Source organism: Paraburkholderia sp. FW306-2-2C-D06C, from assembly GCF_058781505.1.
This window is the reverse complement of sequence record NZ_JBYSWU010000144.1, coordinates 1-828: the sequence shown is the minus strand read 5'-3', so window position 1 is coordinate 828 and position 828 is coordinate 1. Positions and strand designations below refer to the sequence as shown.

Genomic DNA, 828 nt, shown 5'->3' with positions numbered 1-828 from the left:
CTAGGGTCTGTTTACATTTGAAAAAATGTGTTTACATCCTGTCTTTTGCGCTACGAGACGGGATGGTACGCACGTTACTGAGCGACGAAGTATGGAACAAAGTCCAAGCTATCCTGCCGGGCAAGGAAGGCGACCGTGGCCGAACGGCATCCAACAATCGCTGGTTCCTCGAAGCAGTGCTATGGATTGCCCGAACCGGCAGTCCGTGGCGCGATCTTCCCGCGGAATTCGGCCGATGGCATACGGTATATATCCGTTTCTCGCGCTGGCGAAGCAAGGGTGTATGGGCGCGGGTGGCGAATGCTTTGGCAGGCGAGACGGAAATCGAGCACATCCTGATCGATTCGACGATCGTGCGAGCGCACCAGCATTCGGCCGGGGCCTTAAAAAAAGCGGGCCGCAAGCGCTCGGACGTTCCCGAGGCGGATTGAGCACCAAAGTGCATCTGGCGGTAGATTCGAAAGGTCGCCCGTTGCGACTGATCGTCACTGAAGGACAGGTCGCCGACATCTCGTGCGCCGCGCAACTGGTCGAGCATCTGCGCACCGGAGCGGTTATCGCAGACAAGGGCTACGATGCTGACCACTTCGTGCGACGGATTCGGGCTACCCGGGCAAAGGTCGTGATTCCCCCGCGTTCGAATCGCAAGACAAAGCGCCGCTACAACCGTGCGCTGTACCGTACACGCAACCTGGTCGAACGGTTTTTCAATCGCATCAAGCATTTTCGCCGCGTCTCCACTCGATATGACAAGCTTGCCGAGAGCTATCTCGTGTTTGCATCGCTTGCCTGCGCGTTTGGGCCAGTCGTAAATGTGAACACTGCCTA

At 57.4% G+C, this 828-nt stretch carries 1 protein-coding gene; it reads left to right on the top strand.

Annotated elements, in window-relative coordinates; genetic code table 11:
- Positions 1–62 precede the first annotated feature (62 nt).
- Positions 63–828, top strand: a protein-coding gene (locus AC3WLT_RS37230; RefSeq protein ID WP_492596535.1) for an IS5 family transposase whose coding sequence is annotated in 2 segments (ribosomal slippage) — positions 63–393 and positions 393–828 — 767 coding nt annotated over the 2 segments. Because the reading frame shifts where the segments join, the coding sequence is not laid out codon by codon here. This gene is flagged as partial in the annotation.